16 protein-coding genes are annotated in these 17297 nt (G+C 64.6%); 8 read left to right on the top strand and 8 right to left on the bottom strand.

Going from position 1 to position 17297, the window contains the following annotated elements:
- Window positions 1-200: 200 nt before the first annotated feature.
- The 3 genes from V5735_RS21150 to V5735_RS21140 are packed head-to-tail and all read left to right on the top strand — an operon-like array spanning window position 201 to window position 2498.
- The gene (locus V5735_RS21150) at window positions 201-335 is read left to right on the top strand and encodes a hypothetical protein (protein WP_423747128.1); all 135 of its coding nucleotides are present in this window, start codon (window positions 201-203) and stop codon (window positions 333-335) included.
- Window positions 332-1435: a DUF4350 domain-containing protein gene (locus V5735_RS21145; protein WP_423747127.1), complete on the top strand. Its 1104-nt coding sequence runs from the start codon at window positions 332-334 to the stop codon at window positions 1433-1435. Before V5735_RS21150 ends, V5735_RS21145 begins: the two co-directional genes overlap by 4 nt.
- Window positions 1428-2498 carry an AAA family ATPase gene (locus V5735_RS21140; protein ID WP_423747126.1) on the top strand — a complete coding sequence of 357 codons (1071 nt, stop codon included), beginning with the start codon at window positions 1428-1430 and terminating at the stop codon, window positions 2496-2498. The genes V5735_RS21145 and V5735_RS21140 overlap by 8 nt, the downstream gene beginning before the upstream one ends.
- On the opposite strand, the gene V5735_RS21135 is transcribed toward V5735_RS21140, so the two are convergent.
- Genes V5735_RS21135 through V5735_RS21125 form a run of 3 tightly spaced genes read right to left on the bottom strand, consistent with a single transcriptional unit; the run spans window position 2499 to window position 5253 of the window.
- On the bottom strand, window positions 2499-3359 hold the full coding sequence (locus V5735_RS21135) for a hypothetical protein (RefSeq protein ID WP_423747125.1): 861 nt from the start codon (window positions 3357-3359) through the stop codon (window positions 2499-2501).
- Window positions 3356-3802, bottom strand: coding sequence for a hypothetical protein (locus V5735_RS21130; RefSeq protein ID WP_423747124.1), 447 nt, complete (start codon window positions 3800-3802; stop codon window positions 3356-3358). Before V5735_RS21130 ends, V5735_RS21135 begins: the two co-directional genes overlap by 4 nt.
- A 2-nt stretch (window positions 3803-3804) precedes the next feature.
- Window positions 3805-5253 carry a DUF58 domain-containing protein gene (locus V5735_RS21125; RefSeq protein ID WP_423747123.1) on the bottom strand — a complete coding sequence of 483 codons (1449 nt, stop codon included), beginning with the start codon at window positions 5251-5253 and terminating at the stop codon, window positions 3805-3807.
- A 294-nt stretch (window positions 5254-5547) separates the two neighbouring features.
- Between V5735_RS21125 and V5735_RS21120 the strand changes: the two genes are divergently transcribed.
- From V5735_RS21120 to V5735_RS21105, 4 genes are all read left to right on the top strand, one after another.
- Window positions 5548-7710: a hypothetical protein gene (locus tag V5735_RS21120; protein ID WP_423747122.1), complete on the top strand. Its 2163-nt coding sequence runs from the start codon at window positions 5548-5550 to the stop codon at window positions 7708-7710.
- A gap of 219 nt (window positions 7711-7929) precedes the next feature.
- On the top strand, window positions 7930-8064 hold the full coding sequence (locus tag V5735_RS21115) for a hypothetical protein (protein ID WP_423747121.1): 135 nt from the start codon (window positions 7930-7932) through the stop codon (window positions 8062-8064).
- Entirely contained in the window at window positions 8061-9260 is a 1200-nt protein-coding gene (locus V5735_RS21110) for an NAD-dependent epimerase/dehydratase family protein (RefSeq protein ID WP_423747120.1), read from the top strand. The genes V5735_RS21115 and V5735_RS21110 overlap by 4 nt, the downstream gene beginning before the upstream one ends.
- A gap of 79 nt (window positions 9261-9339) precedes the next feature.
- A complete protein-coding gene (locus V5735_RS21105; RefSeq protein WP_423747119.1) occupies window positions 9340-9615 on the top strand; it encodes a hypothetical protein in 276 nt (91 codons plus the stop codon).
- A 59-nt stretch (window positions 9616-9674) separates the two neighbouring features.
- Here the strand turns inward: V5735_RS21105 and V5735_RS21100 are convergent, their stop codons facing one another.
- Together V5735_RS21100 and V5735_RS21095 are read right to left on the bottom strand one after the other, a co-directional pair.
- Complete coding sequence (locus V5735_RS21100) at window positions 9675-11114, bottom strand: aryl-sulfate sulfotransferase (RefSeq protein ID WP_423747118.1); 1440 nt, start codon at window positions 11112-11114, stop codon at window positions 9675-9677.
- Window positions 11115-11219: 105 nt separating this feature from the next.
- Complete coding sequence (locus V5735_RS21095) at window positions 11220-12320, bottom strand: glycosyltransferase (protein WP_423747117.1); 1101 nt, start codon at window positions 12318-12320, stop codon at window positions 11220-11222.
- A gap of 185 nt (window positions 12321-12505) precedes the next feature.
- Here V5735_RS21095 and V5735_RS21090 point away from each other — a divergent pair, with 185 nt between their 5' ends.
- A complete protein-coding gene (locus tag V5735_RS21090) occupies window positions 12506-14203 on the top strand; it encodes a hypothetical protein (RefSeq protein ID WP_423747116.1) in 1698 nt (565 codons plus the stop codon).
- Window positions 14204-14216: 13 nt separating this feature from the next.
- On the opposite strand, the gene V5735_RS21085 is transcribed toward V5735_RS21090, so the two are convergent.
- The 3 genes from V5735_RS21085 to V5735_RS21075 form a co-directional block, all read right to left on the bottom strand.
- Window positions 14217-15041: a formyltransferase family protein gene (locus V5735_RS21085; protein WP_423747115.1), complete on the bottom strand. Its 825-nt coding sequence runs from the start codon at window positions 15039-15041 to the stop codon at window positions 14217-14219.
- Between the two features lies 1 nt (window position 15042).
- Entirely contained in the window at window positions 15043-15978 is a 936-nt protein-coding gene (locus V5735_RS21080) for a polysaccharide deacetylase family protein (protein ID WP_423747114.1), read from the bottom strand.
- Window positions 15979-16207: 229 nt separating this feature from the next.
- Window positions 16208-17242 carry an SDR family NAD(P)-dependent oxidoreductase gene (locus V5735_RS21075; protein WP_423747113.1) on the bottom strand — a complete coding sequence of 345 codons (1035 nt, stop codon included), beginning with the start codon at window positions 17240-17242 and terminating at the stop codon, window positions 16208-16210.
- Between the last annotated feature and the right edge of the window lie 55 nt (window positions 17243-17297).

The raw sequence follows: 17297 nt of genomic DNA, 5'->3' as shown, positions 1-17297 counted from the left end.
GAAATCGCCGCGTAAAACGGGTTGTGTATGGTGAATTTACAGTACCATTTCATTTCTCCACACTGGATGAACTGTTCTTCGTTCATCGTGCCATTCTGTTCCCGATGGACCGGCCCGTCTCGGATTCGAGCGATATACTCCGCCGTTGATTCGTCACGATAGCCGATAGCTTTGTAAGGACCATCGTCGCATCACCGGTGATGACCGGAGCGCGTTTACAGGCGGTACCGTGCGAAACGCGCGTGGGGGCCGTTCTCGGACCGGGCGGGACCGACAGACGATGGCGAGCGACCGGGACGAGGATAGCGTCCTCGGGGTGTGAGGAGCGACAGTGAACGGACGCGGCTCACCCCGTGCCCCGACCGCCGCACTGCTCGTCCTGTCGATACTCGTTCTCGTCACGATAGCCGCCGGAAGCGTTAGTTCGACCCGCGATTTCGGCGCGTACAATCCCACGTGGGACGGGACTTCGACCCTTCGCGGGTGGATAGACCGCGCCGGGGGCGGACCGAACGTCGTGCTCGAACCGTCGCGGTATCGTACGCTTCGCGCGAACGGGACGGTCGCCTTCGTCGTCGCCCCGCAGTCGGATTCGCGGGGGATGGCCTTGCGCCGGTTCGTCCGTCGCGGCGGCACCGTCGTCGTGATGGACGACCGTGCGAACCGAAGCAACGACCTCCTCGCGTCGCTCGGCGCGGACGCCCGAATCGACGGGGCCGCCCTCCGCGACGAACGACACAACTACCACTCACCAGCCATGCCAATCGCAACCACCGCAAACACGACCGCCGCGAACGATTCGCTCGTCGCAACGGCGGACCGACTGACGCTCAACTACGGAACCGCTATCCGACCGAACGGGGCGACTACGCTCGCCGCCACGTCCGACTTCGGCTACCGCGACGTGAACGGCAACGGGACGCTCGACGGGACCGAACACCTCGACAGCTATCCCGTTGCGACGGTCGAGACCGTCGGCGACGGGCGAGTCGTCGTCGTCGGCGACCCGAGCATCGCCATCAACTCGATGCTCTCCCGTCCGGGCAACGAACGCTTCGTTCGGGACCTGCTCGCCGCACACGACCGCGCCGTCTTCGATTACGCGCACGGCGAAGCGCCGCCACCGTTCGCCCTCGTGCTCGTCGTCCTTCGGCGGTCGCTCGCGGCACAGCTCGCCCTCGTCGGCGCGCTCGCCCTCGTCGCCCTCGCTGTGCGCCACCCGGAGCCGATTTCGAACGCTGTTTCCCGGCTGTCGGCGCGCGTCGGCTGGAGCCGCCGGTTCGGGACGAACGCCGACGCGTCCGCCGTGTCCGTCGATGCCGACGAGTTGGCCGCCGCCATCGAACGTCGGTATCCGTCGTGGTCGCGGGACCGCATCGAGCGCGTCGTCGCCGCCAGTCGCGCCGCGCAAACGGGGGGTGAGGACGGTGACTGACGCCGAGGCGCTGTACGACTCGATTCTGACGGAGGTCGGCCACGTGCTCATCGGGAAGGAACCCCTCGTCGAACACCTCACGGTTTCCTTGCTGACCGGCGGCCACGTCCTGCTCGAAGGCGTCCCCGGCATCGCAAAGACCATGGTCGCGAATCTCTTCGCGGGGGCGACCGGCCTCTCGCACAGCCGGATTCAGATGACACCCGACCTGCTGCCCGCCGATATCACCGGCACCCACGTCTATCGGGAGGGGACCGGCGAGTTCACGCTCCAGAAGGGGTCCATCTTCGCCAACCTCGTCGTCGCCGACGAGATCAACCGCGCCACGCCGAAAACCCAGAGCGCGTTCCTCGAAGCGATGGAAGAAGAGCACGTGACCATCAACGGCGAGACGCTCTCGCTTCCCGACCCGTTCATGGTCATCGCCACGCAGAACCCCATCGACATGGAGGGCACCTACCAACTCCCGGAGGCCCAGCGCGACCGGTTCCAACAGAAAGTCGTGGTCGACCTCCCGTCCGCCGACGAAGAGCGGGAACTGCTCGACCGCATCGATGCGAACCCGAACCTCGGGCCGGACGACGTAGCGCAGGTCGTGACGACCGACGTCATCGACGATGCGCGACGCGAGGTCGCCGAGGTCCACGTCGCTCCGGAGATAAAAACGTACATCCGGCGGCTCGTCGAGGCGGTTCGAACGCACGGGGCGGTCGAGTACGGCGGCTCTCCGCGTGCATCGATAGCGTTCCTCCAGACCGCGAAGGCGCGCGCCGCGATTCACGGCCGTTCCTACGTGGTACCCGACGACGTGAAGTTTCACCTTCGTTCCGTGCTCATCCACCGGGTGGTGCTCGACGCGGACGCGGAGTTACGCGAGACGACGGTGACGGACGTGCTCGATTCCGTCGAGGAGTCTATCGACCCGCCGGGAAGCACGATGGACGAACTCGTCCCGACCCCCGACGGCGGGTACCAGGAGGGTGACGACCGGCAGGACGACGGGGACCAGCAGGACGACCACGAGCGGGGGGACGACGACCAGCAGACGGACGACGACGTCTGATCACTCGCCCCAGCGAAGTTCGACGAGGGAGTCGGCGTCGCCGGTGGATTCGACGTGTTCGACGCGGACCGGTTCGTCGAGCGTGGCGGCCAGCCCCACCGCGAAAAGCGAGACGACCGGGTGGTCGAACCGGTCGAGCGAGCCGTACGACTGCCCGGACACGGACACGGTGAGGCGATTTTCGTCCTCGACCGCGGCCGAGGCCGCATCGACGATGCCGAGGGTTTCGACGGCTTCCGCCAGTCCGTTACCGAGGTCACCCGGCGTCCGTCCCACCTCGTCGGGTATCGACCGTCGAACGGAGTCGAGGAGGGACGCGCCGCTCGGGTGGAGCGCGACGCCGTGTTCGTCCGCCCCGTCCGAAATCACGAACAGGGAGTCCGAATCCGGGAGCGACGGCCGGTCGTCGTCCGTCGCCCGCGTGACGAACAACACGACCGACGGCGTTCCCGAGACGTCGGTGGGAACGTACGTCGGCGAGCCGTCCAACCCCAGTTCGGCGACGAGCGACGATTCGTTGGCCGCCAGCGTACCGTAGACCGCTTCGCTGACGCTCGCGGGGAGCACCCGCGTCGGTTCGAGGGAGTAAACCAGCGTCGCGGTGAACAACCCGGTCGCACCGAGCACGAGGAGAATCGTTCGCACGGACGGTAGGACCGCCGCCCCGCCGACCGCGACCAGTCCCACGACCGCGAGGCCGACCGCGGCGTTTCGGTTTCTGATCCGCCGAACGCGGGCGTACTCCTCCCGGAGCGCCGCGTTCTCCTCGCGGAGTATCTCGACTTCCGCCTTCAGCCGGAATCGCTCGTCCTCTCCGGGCGAATCGCGCTCCACGTCCGGTCGGGGTGGCTCGCTGCTCATCGAACGTCACCCCGCGTGACCGCGCGGCCGTACCGGGAGACCAGCACCGACGCGGTACCGGCCGCGAAGACGACGATTGCCGCGACGGTCAGCGTACCGAGTTCGAGGAGGCCGACCCACGTCAGGCCGACACAGCAGGCGACGATGGCGGCGGTTTCGGATTTCCTCCGCGCGGTCGACGTCCGAACCGACGGCGACAACAGCGCGAGCGTCACCCCGAGTTCGACGACCGGGACCGTCCAGTCGAGGGCGTGGGGCGGATACAGCGCGACGACGGCGAGTTGCCCGCCGACGAACGCGTACACCGCCGGGGTGAACGCCCAGAGCGCGACCAGTGCGACCCCCGCGACCACCCCTTCCTCCCGGTGGGCGAACGCCAGCGCGCTCGCCGCCGCGACGACGGCGACTCCGCCGAATCGCGTTCGCACGTTCGATTCGAGCATGGTCAGACGCGCGCCTCCCGTGCAGAGGAGAGAACGGTTTCGAGCCTGTCTCCCGGTCCGACCTCGAAGGCCGACACCCGCGGATACGCGCCGAGTTTCCGTCGGAACCGCTCGAACGAGACGTATCTGCCGTACGTCTCGTCGAGATCCGTCAGGTCGGTCGGGTCGAACAACACGCGCGGCGCGAGAAACGCGTTCGCCCACGTCGCTTGCTGACTCGCGTGCCGAACGCAGTCTCGCACTTCGTGTCGGTGGGCGTCGGACGTGAGAACGACGGCAGAGACGTTCTCGGCGTGTCGCGTGAGTCCCCGCTCGACCGTCGAACGCAGGGGCGTGGCGTTCGCCCCCGCCCCGGTCGCGTTCGTCAGGAAGGGTCGGAGTCGCGCCGCGAACGCCGAGTCGTCCCCGCGGAGGGTTTTCCGCCGTCTGGACGCGACCGACCCGGACATTCGTTCGGTGGTTGCTCGCTCCTCGACCCTCTTTCCGTCGGCACCGCCCTCGGAACCTTCCGGGCCGAGCGAGTAGAGCGTCTCGCGGATGGCCGCGTAGTGCGTCGGCGTCGAACGGAACGGATGGCGTGCGGCTATCCCGTCGCGACCGACCGCGTACAGGGCGACCGAATCCGACCGTTCGTTGGCCTCTTCGACGAGTGTGAGCGCGACCTCCCGAAGATACGCGAACTGGGTTTCGCCCGGACGACCGTTCCCGACCGACGGCCGCCGGTCGATGAATATCACCACCTTGCGGTCGGCTTCGTTCTCGTACTCGCGGACGTGCGGATAGCTGAACCGAGCCGTCGCGTTCCAGTCGACGTGGCGGAGGCTATCGCCGGTCGTGTACTCTCGTATCTCGGCGGTCGCCTGTCCGCTCGTGTTTCGTTCCGCCTGCTGATTCCCGTACCTCGTCTGTGCCATTTTGCCGCCGCGCCCCACGTGAACGTTCCGCGGCGTTCGCTGCGTGACGGTCACCGTCGGTTCGTCGTCCCCGACCCATCGGGCGGTGAACAGTCCCAACTCGTCGGTGCTTTCGAGCACCGGGGGCCGAAACGAAACGGTTCCGGCGGTCGGAACCGTCACCGAATAGGTCGTCGTCGCGGTCGCCTCGTCCGCACCGAGTGTCGCGGTCCGGGCCGCCGCGCTCGCCCGGCGACTCGAAAGCGGCGGACGAGATTCGACGCCGAGGTCGAGTCGCGTGTCACGCGGTCCCTCGACGTCCACGCTCACCGATAGCGGCGTGTCCGTTCGAACGCTGTCGCGGGCGGGCGTCTGGGTGACGGTCGTTTCCTCGACCTGCCGCCGGAGTTCCGACGCGAAGGAGACGGAGCGAACGAGCGACCAACACGCGACGCCAACCGTGCCGAAGACGAGCGCCGGACGGTCGAGCAGCACCGCCAACACCGAAAAAGAGAGCCCGAACGAGACGACCATCCAGTGGCGACGAGTCGCGTGCATCGTCCTGAGGGTGAGCCGACGATGGCAGTTAACACATCTACATCGTTCTGGCGGTAAGCGGTCGTTTCCGTCGTCCGAGGTGGCGTCGCCATCGGTGCGCCGAGAATAGCCGTCCGCCGTCGAGTCAGCGCTCGCGTTCCCGCGCGGCTAGCCCCCTCATACCGTCGCTAACGGTCGTCCGGTTTTAAGACCCGCTCCGGCTTACGTCGGCGTCAGCGTGGCGGCCGTAACGCCGGACAGCCGTCGGGTCGTCGCCCGACGACCCGGCCGACGGTCCGCCGGGACCCGAGTTCCATGAACCGTTCGAGATACGTGCTGGCAGTGGCGGTAGTCGCCACCCTCGTCGTCTCGTCGGCCGTCGGCGGTGGACAATCGACGGTCACGACGTCGCCCGAGCGACGCGTCGCCGAAAACGGGGCGAACGGGTCCATCGCCGCGAACGAGTCCGTCGACGGTCGGACGACGGCGACCGTTCCGCGCCACCGGGACCCCGACCGAGTGCAACAACGGGGCGATTCGGCGGCGGTCGAACGGTGGCTCCGGGAACGACTCGCCCATCGGCTCGGCAACAGCATGGTGCGGGTCAAACGGGGGCAGTACGAGAAGGCGCGCGGCATCGTCGGCGACCGGTTCTCGAAACAGCTCGGTCAGTACGTCGAGGTCCAGCAATCGGCGCCGGGGAACGCGAACCACACGGAGCAGTTCCGGCGGGGTAAGAAGAGTCAACGGCGGTTCATCGATTCGGTGCAGGACTATCGCCGGACGTACAAGCAGTACCGGAAGGCGCGTCGGAACGGAAACACGAAGCGCGCACGACAGCGGGCGCGGCGACTCGACCAACTGGCCGAACGGACGAACCAGTCGGGTACGTCCTTGAAATCGACGTATCGGAACGTCTCCGGGACGACGGGGGCCGACCTGAACCGCTCGTCGCGGCAGGTAACGACCATCTCACGGAACATCTCGACCACGCAGTCGGGCGTCGAGTCGGCCGTGTTCGAGCGGACGGAGTTGGACGTTACCGCGCAGTCGAACCACGTCTCCTTCCTCGACCCGATGAACTTGACCGGCGTGTTGACGACGGCGAACGGGAGTCGCGTCTCGAATCGCAACGTCACGCTCGACGTGGGGAACCGAACCGTCGAGACGCGGACGGACAATGACGGGCGGTTCACAGCCTCGTACCGCCCGACGACGCTTCCCCTGAACACGAAACGACTGACCGTCCGGTATCGCCCGCTGAACGAATCCGCCTACCTCGGATCGACCGACTCCGTGGCGGCGAACGTAACGCAGGTCGATTCGACGCTCGGACTGACGCGAACGCCGAACGAAACCCGATTCGGGAAGTCGGTCGCCGTCTCGGGAACCGTCGGCGCGAAGGGCGTCTCGGCGGGGGACGTCCCGGTCGTCGTCAGCATCGGCGACGAACGCATCGGGACGACGACGACGGGTCCGAACGGCACGTTCACCGTTCGAACCCGGATTCCGTCGTCGATTCGGGCCGGGAACCGAACGCTCCGGGCGACGGTCCCGCTCTCGAAGAAGGCCCTGTCGGGGGCGAACGCGACCCGTAAGCTCCGCGTGAAACGGACGAACACCTCGCTGTCGATGGACGCCGCTCGCAACGGCAGCCGCGTCGAGGCGCACGGGCGACTCCGAGTGCGGAACGATACCGCGGTGACCGGTGGCGCGGTCGTGATTCGGGTGAACGGCAATCGCGTCACGTCGGTCGAAACGGGGTCGAACGGGAGCTACAACGCGACGTTCGAGCTTCCGTCGTCGGTCGGCCCGGACCGGTCGGCGACCGTGGTCGCGGCGTACGAACCGTCATCGTCGAACCTCGAAAACGCACGGGTGAGCGACGTCGTGGAACCCGTCTCGAAACCCACCGGCCTGCTCGGTTGGATTTCGTTGCCGTGGGCCGGTGCGGCGCTGTTGACCCTCGTTTTCCTCCTCGGGACGGTCTTCGTGCGGTCGCGTCGGAGCGACGATGTAGACGGCGTAGGAGAGGGCGAGGGGACGTCCAGCGGCGAGGACGCGCGAGGCGATTCGCCGGACGGCGATATCGAGCAGGAACCGCCAGAGACGGAAGACGACGCGGCGAACGAACTGGACGCGCTCGACACCGCTCGGACGCGACTCTCGTCGGGCGACCACGAGCGAGCGGTCAAAATCGGTTACGCGGCGTTCCGTCGGTATCTCCTCCGGAACTACGACCTCACTCCGTCGTCGACGCCGCGCGAACTCCGAGACGCGGCCGAGTCGGTCGTCACCGACCGCGAATACCAGACGCTCGCCGACCTAACCGCGTGTTACGAGCGGGTCGTGTTCGCGTCGAACGGAATTTCGACGGACACCGTGTCCGTCCTGCTCGACGCCGCCGACGGCATCGTAACCGACGAACGAACGGACCAGAGGACGGAAGAACGGATGGACGAGGACACGGAACCGTGACCGACGCTCCCGCGGGTAGGTCGCCGCTATCGGGGTTCGCTCGATGGGGCCCGAACCGACGCCGACGGCCGTTCCGACGGCCGTCGGATTATGTTCCCGTTTCTCGTACGGCTCGGCGAGAAACGACGGAGAATCCCGTCGTACTGCCTCGTTTCGGACGTTTCACCGCCGTTACGCCCACAATCTTGAAGACGGAACGGATGGTTCCCTGACACTCAAATGAGACACGAACGCGAACACGCTCGCCACCTTCACGACGTCGAGGACGGCGTGGGCTGTACCGAAATCTGGGAACACCTGAGCGACCGCCGAACCGAGGCGGACGAATCGACCCACGAGGAGGGAAATCCATGACGATTCTCGTGACCGGCGGCGACGGCTACATCGGCTGGCCGACCGCGCTTCGCATCGCCGACCGAACAGACCAGCGCGTCGTCAGCGTCGACGACTGCGGGCGGCGTCGATGGGTCGAGGAGGTCGGCGGTCAGAGCGCCGTTCCGGTCGTCGACCCGAACGAACGCGTCGCCGCCGCGCGCGACCGACTCGGCGTCTCGAACCTCTCGTTCGTCGAGGGCGACCTGACGGAGAAGTCGTTCGTGGACGAACTCCTCCGAGTTCACGAACCGAACACTATCGTTCACACGGCCGCACAGCCGTCGGCGCCGTACTCGCAGATCAACGGCGAGCGCGCGAACTACACCCAGCACAATAACCTGCAATCGACGCGCAACCTCCTGTGGGGACTCGAAGAGAACGGCCTCACGGATACCCATTTCATCGAGACGACGACGACGGGCGTCTACGGCGCGCCCGCGTTTCCGATACCCGAAGGGGGCGCGATGATGGAGAACGGCGGCGAGCGCGACGAGGTGCCGTTCCCCGCGATGGCGGGCAGCTGGTACCATCTCACGAAATCCCACGACGCCGCGAACATGCGCCTCGCGCACAAGCAGTTCGGGATTCCCATCAGCGACGTTCGGACCGCCATCGTCTACGGTACCGAAACCGAGGAGACGCGGGGGTCCGGCCGACTGAAGACGCGCTTCGACTTCGACTACTACTTCGGCACCGTCGTCCACCGCTTCTGTGCGCAAGCGGCCGCGGGCTACCCGTTGACGGTGTACGGCAAGGGAGAACAGAGAAAACCCTTTGCCAGCCTCGAAGATACGGTCGAAGGACTCGCACGCCTCGCGCTCGGCGACGCGGACGACCGCTCCGAGAACTTCGTGGTGTACAACCAAGTGACCCGCGCCATCAGCATCGTCGAAATCGCCGAGACCATCGACGAGGTGGCGTCGGAGTTCGACTTCGACACGTCGGTCGAGCACTTCGAAAACCCGCGCGAGGAGAACGAAACCCACAAGATGGAGATAGAGAACGACCGCTACATGTCGCTCATCGGCGAGCAGCGACAGTCGTTCGAGGACGGGATTCGGGACGTGCTGCAGGCGCTTTCCCGCCACACGGACCGGATAGAATCGCACGAAGACAGGTTCGTTCCCGACGTGATTCGGGACGAAACCGAGTCGGTCCCGGCACAGTCGGATTAGAATCACCGCTGTTTCGATTTTTCGCGCCGGTCACGACCGCCGATAGGTTTCTACGTGTTCCGGTCGAGCACCGATACCGATGACTCTCGACCACCGGCGCCGGTTCGTCTACGGCCAACTCGGGCTGATGCTCGTCGCGGCCGCCACGCTCTCGATTCTGGGCGTGCTTTCGGGCGAGACGTTCTTCCTCGTCTCGTTCGTCGGCCTGCTGATGCTGCTCGAACTCACGTCACCGGCGCACGTCCGACCGCGATGGCAGCTGCGACTTCGTTGGATACTGCTCGCCGGTCTGTTGGGATTCGGTTACGTCGTCTTCACGCACGTTCAGCGCGCGTTTTCGGGCGGCCTGTCGTAGCGGGTTCGCCTGTCGTACCGGATTTCGCGACCCGACCGACGGAAAGCGGGACCTCCCGCTTATCGTTCCGCGTTCCCGTCGCTCGTGTCGGTGTCGGACGACTCGCGCGAGAGTCGAACCGGGAGCGAAAAGGAGAGCGTGTAGCTGGCCCAGTGCAGTTCGAACAACAGCCAGAGCACGACCACTCCCGCCAACGCGAGCGCCGCAATCGCGCTCACCGGCGTTATCCACACGGGAAACACGAAGAGGAGCGCGTGGAGTATCCGCGGCGGCAGGAGACTTATCCCGGTGTGCACCGCTTGCTCGGCCATCGACGCGACGACGTACGACGTCCCGTCCGTGGTCGAACCAGTGGCGTGCGGTTCGAGACCGAGCGCCTTCGCGCTCGTTCCGTTCGTGCTCTCGTCGCCGGTTCCGAGCCGCTCCGCCTCGTACGGTCCGGGGAACGACATCGACCAGACGATTTCGTTTTGCTTGTTGACCTCCAGCACTCGGTCCCCGTTGGAGTCGGTGATGAGCGTGTGACCGTTCGGCAGTCGGTCCGCGTCGCGGGGCCACTGCATCTTCGAATCGCTCCACGCCCACGTCCGGTTCCAGCTACCGTTCGTCCGCTGATACTCGACGGCACGGTTGTTCTCCGAGTCGGCAACGAGGAGCGCCGGTCCGCCGTTCGACTCGTTGATGTAGTCCGGGTTGTGCTGCTCGAAGAGCGTCTCGTGCCGGTCGTCGGCGCCGAGCGTCCAGTTGGACTTCATCCCCGTCGACCGATTGAGGAAGATGACCTGATCCTGATTGCGGACGCTGACCGCGATTCGTCCGTCGTGCAGTTGCTGGACGTTGTTGATGTGCGTCCAATCCCGCGGGAAGTTCCCGCCGCTCGCGTGCGAAAAGTTCTGCTCCGCCCGCCAGTACCACTCGATGTTGTCGGTGTTCGTGTCCACGATGTACACGCCGTCCGGCGGATTGATCTCCGCCACGAGGAGCTTCCCGTTCCCGAGGTAATCGACGTCGTGAATCGCGCTCGAACCGCGGGACGGGCGCACGTCCGACCAGATACGGGTTATCTTCCCCGTCGTCAGGTTGAGCCGTTCGACGACGCTCCGTCGGCATTTCACGGATGAATCACACTCGCTCTTGCTCACGTCGTCGGACGCCACGTAGAGGACGGTCATCTTCCCCTTCGCACTCGGGTCCACGTCGTGGTAGAAGTCGTGTGAGTCGTTGTAGTACAGCGTCTTTCCGCTCGGTCCGTATGCACCGATACGACCGCCACCGTACGCGTCCGACGTCACGACCGTCACCCCGTTGGCGGGCGGGACGGTTCTGTTTTCCATCCTCGCGCTCGACCATTCGGTCCCGCTCTGGAGATACGCGCTTGCAATCGGCGCGCTCAACACCAGTAAGACGAGAACGAACGCGATTCGAATGACGCGCCTCGATGGGACGTAGCTACGATACCCCGCACTCTCCTCGTTCGTGTCTGATTTCCCCCCGTCCATGCTGAATGACCAGATACTTTATTTAAATTATTAACTCTTATGACCGTCGTCGCTCGGTGGACAGGCACGCCCCCCCGCGGCGTACGGAGCCGAATCGGTGTTCGCTCACCCGCCAGCGAGAATCGCGGCGTACTCGTCCATCATCGAATCGACGTCGAAGTGTTCGACCGTGTACTCCCGCGCCATCCGACCGCGGGCGGCGAGGTCCTCCTCGGCGAGCGTCTCGATTCCGTCCGCCAGCGCGTCCGGGTCGTTCGGCGGGACGACGACGCCCCCGTGAACCAAATCCGAGACGCCACCGACGTCGGTGGCGACGACGGGCGTCTCACAGGCTTGGGCCTCCCGTATCGCCGCCGGTGGTCCCTCCGCCACCGACGCCAGCACGAACACGTCCGCCGCCAACAGGAACGGCCGAACGTCGTCCTGATATCCGGCGAACGTGACGGCATCCTGCATCCTCCGTCGTTCAACGAACCGTTCGTAGTCGGACCGCTTCGTCCCGTCGCCGACGAGCGTCAGATGGTAGTCCCGCGTCCCTCGCTCATGCAGTTCGACGAACGCTTCCAGCAGGTTCCGTACGCCCTTCACCGGGTCGAGGCGACCGACGTACACCAGTTCGATGGAATCCGTTCGCTCGAATTCGGCGGGCGACGTCGCGCCCGGCGCGTAGTGGTCGAGGTCGATTCCGGTCGAGATGACCGACGTTCTCCCCTCGGGCGCGAATCGGGTCAGTCCGTCGCGGACGTACTCCCCCTGACCGACCACGTTGTGGGCGGCCGAGAACGTGAGGCGGCCGACGGAGTGCGTGTAGACTTTCGATACCGCATCGATGAACCGGTCCCCGTAAAACCACTCGACGCCCACGAGGTTGTTCACGATGACGGTCGTCTCGACGTCGAACCGTCGCCCCAGTATCGCCGCTATCGAACACACCGGATAGAGGTAGCCGCCGATGACGAGTCTATCGAGCGTCGGTACGTCGTCCGTCAACAGCCGATAGAATCCCGGCGTCGGAAGCGTATAGCGGATTTTCGGGATGAAGCGTGCCGGATAGTATTTCACAGTGATGTTCTCTCCGGTCGGCGGATTCCCCCGCCCCTCTTCCGGTTGGTAGAACACGACTTCGTGTCCCGCCTCCGCTAACCGCGGCGCGAGTATTTGCGGGTGTCTGACCAAGACCGTCGGATTCAGTATTCCAATCTTCATGGATATTCGGTAGCGCCCGTGAATCGGCGGTACGGAGCGGCAAAAAGATTCGTCGAAAGTTACATCTCGAAGACGAACCAACTATGTCGGGTCCGCTCTCTAATCAATTCGAGAATACATAGGACGGATAGGTAGACAGGCCGATAGATTCGTAACCGTCTCGGTCGTGTCCTGAACGGACCGAGATGAATTTCCGCTCCGTCGTGACGCTTCGTTCTGCGGACGTGCTCAAGGTGATCACGATCGTCGCCAGTTGGATTTTGCTGGCGACGTCGATTTCCGTCCATCTGAACGGCCGACTGTACCCGTCCCTTACCGTCGGTGTCGGGGCCGTCACCGTGCTTTTCGTCGCGTACGTCGTTTCCGTCGGGTCGTTTCCGACGCGGTATCTGCTCGCGGCACTCGTCTGCCTCAGCGTCTACTACCGGGCACTCGTCGTGCTGTTTCCGAGTAGCTACGTCGGAGTGGACCCCGACAAGTACGCTGGCGTTATCGTTTCGCTGATGGAGACGGGTCGCGTGGTTAACCTCGACTTCCCGTTTTACGGCAAAGCTCCCTTTTTTCTCGTCTCGGGTGCCCTCACGGGAGACGTGATGGGCGTGGACGCGTTGCGGATGTTGGACGTGTACGCTTTCGTCTTCGGAGCCCTCTTTCCTCTCCTCGCGTACGTCGTCGCGCGCCGACTGTCGTCCGAGCGCGTCGGAATCTACGCCACGCTCTTGGTCGCCGTCGGTGCCGCGTCCGTCATCTACGCCACCAGTCCCCTCGCACAGACGCTCGCGGTCGGCCTCTGGATACCGTTCCTCGTCGTCTTCGGGCGATACCTCCGATACAAGCGAACCGTGGACCTCGTTCTGACGTTCCTCTTTACGGTTGCGATGGTGTACACGCACAAGCTAACGGCGCTCCTCGTGTTCGGTACGGTCGTCGGGAGTTCCGCCTTCATCCTGCTCCAGTCGAGGGAGTGGATGGACGACCCGATCAAACGGGCGACGACGCCATCGACCCTGCTGATGCTCACCGTTCTGTCGGGCGTGCTCGTCGTCGTCCAACTGACCATCATCACGGATTACATCGTCGGCGTTATCGGCCGATTCCTGCTGGCACTTCAGGTCACGTCGGTCGAAACCGTTCACGTCGTCCCGCGGGCGGCCACGCCCGTCGCCAGCGAACCGGTGAACTTCGTCCTCCGACGCGGGCACGGGTTGACGCTTGTTCCGCTCGCCGGAATCGCGTGGCTCGTTCTCGCGCGGCGGACGGATTCCCACGAAACTCGGGCCATTTTGGCCGGTATCGCCGTCTGTATCGCACTCACCGGAGTCGGTGCCGTGAGCGTTTCCGCGGTAAACCCGTCCCGGATGTACTTTTACATGGAACTGCTGTTGTTCGTCGTCGTGGCCGTGGCGGTCCTTCGCCGACACGTTCCGGGGCGGCGACGGAGCGTCGCCGTCCTCGCGGTCTTCCTCCTGCTGGTGACGTCGCAGTTGATAACCCCGCTCGTTGTTCCCGACCACCCGCAGGGCGAACGCCAGTATCTCACCGCCGAGGAAACCGCGGCGAAACGGTTCAGCACCCACGTTCCGGGGGACATCGCCACTGACTTCTTCTACGCGAAATCGACGGTTCGACTCCACAACCCGAGACCAACTCGACTCGACGACCCGAGTGCGGATACCTACATGTACATGGACGAGGAGCTGTTGAACCACACGACGTTGAACGAAGATACTAGATACATCGCTTACCGGACGCAGGTTCGCGTGTATCGCACGTACGGAGCGATGCAAGGTCGATGGGAGTTGACCTACGACCCCGAGCCGGGGTTCGACCGACGTCACGAACGCGTGTATTCGAACGGCGGCGTCGTCGTCTATCGGCGGTAAGCGGCGGTCTTCCCTACTCGTCACGCGCATCCGACCGCTGCGGCGTCGCCATTCGGCCGATCTCCCCAACCCGGTCGCACAGCGATTTGGTGAGGAACCGGGCGAACTCCGTCGGGTCGGGGCGGGTGTAGAGCGACCCGAGGTCCTCAACGGACGTTGGTTCGAACGAGGGATCATCGAGGCGCCGAACCGCCTCCGCGAGCATCGGGTCGGACGCCCGGTAGAGTCGCCCCAACACGTCCCCCCACGTCGTACAGTCCTCGATGGCAACGTCGTCCTCCACGACGATGCGTCCCGCGTCGAGTTCGTCGGTGATCCGTTGGAGCGTTACCCCGGCCGTCCCCTCGTCGTGAAGGTACTCCCAAAACCCGGCGGGACGGCCGCGATATCGTCGGAGGTTTCCGTGGTGGTAGCTCAACACGCCGTTGGTCGGGGCGGTCAAGGCGTCGCCGACGAGGATGCCGAACCCGTATCGCACCGCCACGTCGGTGTCGGCGAGGACCGAAACCGCTCCCGGCGGGAGTTCCGTACCGAACCCGTCCGTTTTCACGGGGGGACACCGGTAGTGGGCCACATCGCCCATATCGATAACCTCCGACACGTGTCGGCGCTCCCGATATCCCGGTGGAGCGATCGTTCGACGGAGCATCTTCGCCGCCTGCATCGATGTCCAAATCCCGTCGTTTCGGGCGATTTCGAGATATCGTCTGTAACCCGGCGGATTGGCGTTTTCGACCACCGTGGTCACGGTGGCATCGGTCTCCGCTTCCATCCGTTCGACGGGACGTGCCATCCACTCCTCCATTATTTCCCCGTCGATGAGGAGTCCGACCCGCATCTCAGCCCCCCTCCGCGTACCGGTCGGCACAGTCCCGGAGGGTGAGAATTTCGATGCCGTTTCGCCGCTGAAATAGCCCCGCCCGCTGCAGAAACTCGTCTATCAACGACCACTGTTCGTCGTTCGCCATGTTGTACAGGTGAGTCCACAAGTGAACGTGCGAATCCTCGATGAGCGCACGGTCCAACGAGGAGCGGAGGTAGCGGCGATGGATGCGCCGTCGAATTTGCTTCGGTATCGGACGAAATCCGGGATGGGTCGAGTGACGGCCTTCCGGCAGGAGCGCCGTCGTCAACGACGGCGGGCGCGTACTCGGCACTTCGACGATTTCGTTCCGCTCCCGCGGTTCGGCGACCGGATGGTCTCGTGTCAGCATGTGCCACGCATTGCCGGGAGCATGGTCGGACGGTTTGACGACGGGGACCCTCATCGCCCGGATTCCGTGCTTCGACAGGACCTCTCGTTGGACGGAGTGATGTCGTGGGGGGACTATCGACTCAGGCGTCGGTAAACCATGTCGCTCGTACAGTTCCTCTACTTGGTCGAGTTCCCAGTCGAGATGCTCGGCATCGAACCGCTCGGCTAGCAAGTGCGAGTACGTGTGCGTGCAAATCTCGTGCTCCGTCTCCGCGTTTTCGATTTCCTCGATCAGATCTGGGGCGTAGTACGTCGGGTGGGAATCGAGACACGACCCGGGTCCGATGGGCCACCAGTCGTCGTACGGGTCATCCTCCGGCGGAGCGTACTCCCGATGGAGGAGATAGCCGACCACGTCGAACGAGATGGGGATGTCGTATTCGTCGCAGGTGGACAGGAGTCGGCGCATCGCGCGCGTCTCGTGTGATCGTCCGTCGCTGATGTATTCGGATTCGGTTTCCATACCCTGTCTTCCCCACTGGAGTTCGAGTTCGATGCTCACGCTCATCGATGCGCTCATGACGCATCATTCACGCTAGTCGTTCGTAAAGTAATTGTGGCTGTACAGGCGTTCTGCGGAGGAAGGGCGACCGAACTCCGCACACGAGGTTACTCGCCGATGATGGTGGGCGCGTACCGACGACGCCGATTCGACGTTCGACCGATGCCGAAGTCGGATTTCTGCGACCGACGTCTACGACCGATGAGTGTCGAAATGCGTTCGATATCGGTCGAATTTTCGCCCGTCGTTACGCGGTGGGTTCCGTCGTCGGGAGATTTCCGTCCGTCTCACCCAACATGGTCAGCAACTCGGCTTTCGAAAGCCGTCGCGCGTCGGCCGACGTGTACTCCCCGGAGAGCGCGTTTCCGTCGGCCTCGGACGGCATCGACTCGTCGTTCGGATAGAGGACGAACCGGTCGCGCTCCTCGACGGCGTGTTTCACCTCGTCCTCGGATACGAGTTTTTCGTGGTAGCGCTCGGTCGGCCCGGACCCGACGACCCTCGTCGGGATTTCCGCGGGCTGATAGCCGAACTCCGACGCGTACTGCTCTCGAAGCGCGTCGGCTAGAGTTCCGACCTTGAACGCGGGCATCTTGCGGACGACGACTTCGCCGCCGGTGGTCGTCCCGAACGCCTCCACGACGAACTCCGCGGCGTCTCGCGGCCGCATGACGAACCGCGTCATCTCCGGGTCGGTCACGGTGATGGGTCCTCCTCGTCGAATCTGCTCTACGAACACCGGAACCACGGAGCCGCGCGTCCCGAGCACGTTGCCGAATCGGACGCAACCGAATCGAACGTTCTGTCCGTCCGCGCTCTCGTTCGCGGCGACGGTCAGTCGCTCGGAGAGCAACTTCGTCGCACCCATCGCCGAAACGGGGTTGGACGCTTTGTCCGTGCTGACGGCGATGACGGCTTCGACGTCGGTCTCCGTCGCGGCGCGAAGCACGTTTTCGGTCCCCTCGACGTTCGTTCTGACGGCTTGAAACGGGTCGCGTTCGACGATACCGACGTGTTTCAACGCCGCCGCGTGGAATACGACGTCGATTCCCTCCATCGCCTGTCTCATCTCGTGAAACTCGCGGACGTCCTTGTACGACGTCTCCAACCGACGCGGGTACTGTGCGCCCAGTTTCGTTTTCATCTCGTGCAGCCGCCCCTCGTCGTTGTCGATCACGCGAACCAACTCCGGGCCGTCCTGTAACACTCGCCGAACGAGCGACGATCCTATCGAACCGCATCCCCCCGTGATGAGTACTCGTTTACTACTCAAATCTGTCATCTTTGTCCCCCGATTGTCAAACTACTCACCATTACTTATCGGTTGTGCCCGCCAC

This window comes from Haladaptatus sp. SPP-AMP-3 (assembly GCF_049568665.1).
GTDB lineage: Archaea > Halobacteriota > Halobacteria > Halobacteriales > Haladaptataceae > Haladaptatus > Haladaptatus paucihalophilus.
The sequence above is the reverse complement of the archived record's forward strand: the minus strand, read 5'-3'. Positions and strand labels throughout refer to the sequence as shown.